Raw genomic sequence first — 3,034 nt, 5'->3', positions numbered from 1 at the left:
GACGTGAAATACCTGCCGCAAATGGCCGATGAGACCCGCCGCCGTTACCTCTTCGTGGCCATCGACCGGGCGACCCGATGGGTCTTCATCCGTGTCTTCCCGGCAAAGACCGCGGCCAACGCACGGCGCTTCCTGCGCGATCTGGAGCGCGCCTGCCCGATCCGCATCCGCACCATTCTCACCGACAATGGCAAGGAGTTCACCGACCGCCTTTTCGGCCTGCGCAAGCGGACTGCCACGGGAGAGCACGCGTTCGACGCGCTTTGCGCCGCCCTCGACATCGATCACCGCCTGACCCCGCCGAAGTCGCCGCAGACCAACGGAATGGTCGCGCGCTTCAACGGCCGGATCGAAGAGGTCCTGCAGAGCCACCATTTCCGATCAGGCGAGGATTTGGAGACCACGCTCCACCGATACGTCTGGCTCTACAACCAGCAGCTCCCGCAAGCAGCGTTGGCCAGCAAGGCGCCCTTGCAGGCCATGAAGGACTGGCACAAAATCAAGCCAGAGCTGTTCAAGAAACAGCCATACTACCTTCCGGGATGTGACAGTTAGGCGCAGGGCGTGAAGATGAGCCCGAGGAACGCGAGCGACGCCACGACAGCGCTGACGAAGGGCCAAGGGGTGGGGCCGGGAAGAACCTGAACAGCGTGTGGCCGCGCATCGAGCACCGTCGTGACGACCGTCTCGCGCCTGTCGTCGCGCAAGCCTCCGACGTAGGTGGCGAGGTCTTCTCGGTGCCGATCCCACAGGGGGCTTTCGCTGCGCACCACAACCTGCCGCGCGAAATTGCAGTTGAGCGGTGGCGAGGTCGTGCCCCACTCCAGCGTCGGACCGTCCCAAGGGTCGTCGCCCGCCAATTTGCCGCGGCGCGCGCTGACGAGAACGTTGATGGCGGTGATTGCGAAGCCGAGCGCAAGCACCACCGAGCCGATCGATGCAAGCTGATTGAGGAAGGTCCATCCTGTGGCGGGGAGATAGCTGTAGACGCGTCGGGGCATTCCCTCGAGGCCGAGCTGGTGCATCGGAAAGAAGGCGAGGTTGAATCCTATGAAGATCAGGATGCAGCTCCAGAGACCCGCACGCTCGTTCATCATGCGCCCGGTCGCCTTGGGGTACCATTAATAGAGCCCGGCAAGCAGCGGGAAGACCGAACCGCCAACCAGCACGTAGTGGAAAGGGGCCACCACGAAGTAGCTGTCATGCACTTGCCGGTCGAACGGCACCGAGGCGACCATGACACCGGTCAGCCCGCCCGTGATGAAGACCGCGAAGAAGCCCAGCACGAACAGCATTGGCGAGGCGAAACGTACCTTCGCGCCCCACATCGTCGCGATCCAGCAATAGACCTGCACGCCGGAGGGTATCGCGATCATCGCCGAGGCGGCCATGAAGAACGACCGGCCCATCAAGGGCAGCCCCGTCATGTACATGTGATGGACCCAGAGCCTGAAGCTCACCATCCCGATCCCGATCCCGATCCCGACCACGGCGAGCACGAGGGCCGTGTAGCCGAAGACGGAGCGCTGCGTGAACGTGACGACGACGCTGGTGACAATGCCGAGCGCCGGCACGAGGATGATGTAGTCCTCCGGGTGCCCGAAGAACCAGAACAGGTGCTGCCAGAGCAGGGGAGATCCCCCGAGCGCCGCGTCGAAGAAAGCCGTGTCCACGAGGCGGTCCATCATCAGCAGCGCGCTTGCGACGATGACCGAAGGCATGGCGAAAAGGATCATGAAGCTCATGACCAGCACGGCCTACACGAAGATCGGCATGCGGTTGAGCGACATACCCGGGGCCCTCAGCTTCAGGATCGTGACGATCAACTCGACCGCCGCCGTGAGCGCCGAGACCTCGATGAAGGTGATCATCGTGGTCCAGACGTCGATTCCGTACCCTTCGGCGTATTCCTTGCTGGATAGCGGCACGTAGTTGAACCAGCCCGCATCCGGCGCGAGGCCGAGGGGCAGGGACAGGAAGAACAGGGACCCGCCGATCAGGTAGACGTAATAGCCGAAAGCATTGAGCCGCGGAAAAGCCATGTCCCGTGCGCCGACCATCAGGGGCGCCAGATAGATCGCCGCGCCTTCCATTGCCGGGATCGCGAACAGGAACATCATCGCCGTGCCGTGCACGGTCATCACTTGATTATAGGCTTCGGGTCCGAGGACATCGTTCAGCGGCTGAGCAAGTTGGAGCCGCATCAGCAGCGCAAGCAGCCCCGAGAGCAGAAAGAACACCAGCGAGGTAATGATGAAGCGCTTGCCGATGCTGGTGTGATTGACAAGCGTGAACCAGCCGAAGAATCCGGGCGGCGACAGCCATGTCCGTTCGATCCGGGCCAGTTCTTCGGGGCCTAGGCCATCGCGCCCCTGTTGCGGCCCAGCGGTGGGGCTCTCCGCCGCGCCTCCCTGGGGCGGAGCTGATCCTTGCACGGCATCCGTCATTCGAGCGTCTCCAGAAAGTCGAGCAGCGCATGCAGGTTATCGGGGGGCGGATTGGAGGGCGGCATCATCGCACCCAGTTTGACGCTATGGGTCGAGGTGATCCACCCGCCGAGATTGCCGCGCGAGTTCGGGAGCGTCGCCGCCGCGAGCGTGCGCCGCAATGCGACATGCGTGAGTTCGGGTCCTTTGTGTCCATCGGCGGACGTTCCGCGGATGGTGTGGCATGGTATTGTACCCTCAGGTCTGGAAATTCGCTTGAGACGCGGGGCGTGAGCCCGTGCTGGGGCGCCCCAGCACGGGCTGCCCATTCTGGTATTCCATGGAGTTGCAACACGGCCATGGAGAAGAACGAATGGACAGGAAGGATACGGCGCTTGAGGCGGTCTTGGAACAGTTGATCGAGCACGGGCCCGGCGAGATCGCATCGGTGTTCGCGCGGGCTTTCGAGCTGGCGATGCAGATCGAACGGGAGCGGTTTCTCGGCGCGAGCCATTATGAGCGCACGCCCGAGCGTCACGGCTATGCCAACGGCTACAAAGCCAAGCGGATCGACACGCCTGCGGGCACGGTGAGCGTGCAGGTGCCCA

At 63.3% G+C, this 3,034-nt stretch carries 3 protein-coding genes and 1 pseudogene; 2 read left to right on the top strand and 2 right to left on the bottom strand.

Annotation, left to right across the window (positions count from 1 at the left end):
- Positions 1–555 (top strand): DDE-type integrase/transposase/recombinase (locus tag JSE7799_RS10970; RefSeq protein WP_144431661.1); only part of this gene is annotated, 555 nt, incomplete at its 5' end.
- On the opposite strand, the pseudogene JSE7799_RS21735 reads toward JSE7799_RS10970, so the two are convergent.
- Together JSE7799_RS21735 and JSE7799_RS21055 are read right to left on the bottom strand one after the other, a co-directional pair.
- Positions 552–2,447: pseudogene (locus tag JSE7799_RS21735) on the bottom strand (cbb3-type cytochrome c oxidase subunit I). The gene JSE7799_RS10970 and the pseudogene JSE7799_RS21735 overlap by 4 nt on opposite strands.
- Positions 2,444–2,608, bottom strand: coding sequence for a hypothetical protein (locus tag JSE7799_RS21055; RefSeq protein ID WP_186201912.1), 165 nt, complete (start codon positions 2,606–2,608; stop codon positions 2,444–2,446). Before JSE7799_RS21055 ends, JSE7799_RS21735 begins: the two are co-directional and overlap by 4 nt.
- Before the next feature lie 191 nt (positions 2,609–2,799).
- Here JSE7799_RS21055 and JSE7799_RS10960 point away from each other — a divergent pair.
- Positions 2,800–3,034: transposase (locus JSE7799_RS10960; protein ID WP_222101747.1), on the top strand; the 235-nt coding region annotated here is incomplete at its 3' end.

Origin of the sequence: Jannaschia seosinensis, assembly GCF_001408515.1 — a bacterium.
Taxonomy (GTDB): Bacteria; Pseudomonadota; Alphaproteobacteria; order Rhodobacterales; family Rhodobacteraceae; genus Jannaschia; species Jannaschia seosinensis.
The sequence above is the reverse complement of the archived record's forward strand: the minus strand, read 5'-3'. Positions and strand labels throughout refer to the sequence as shown.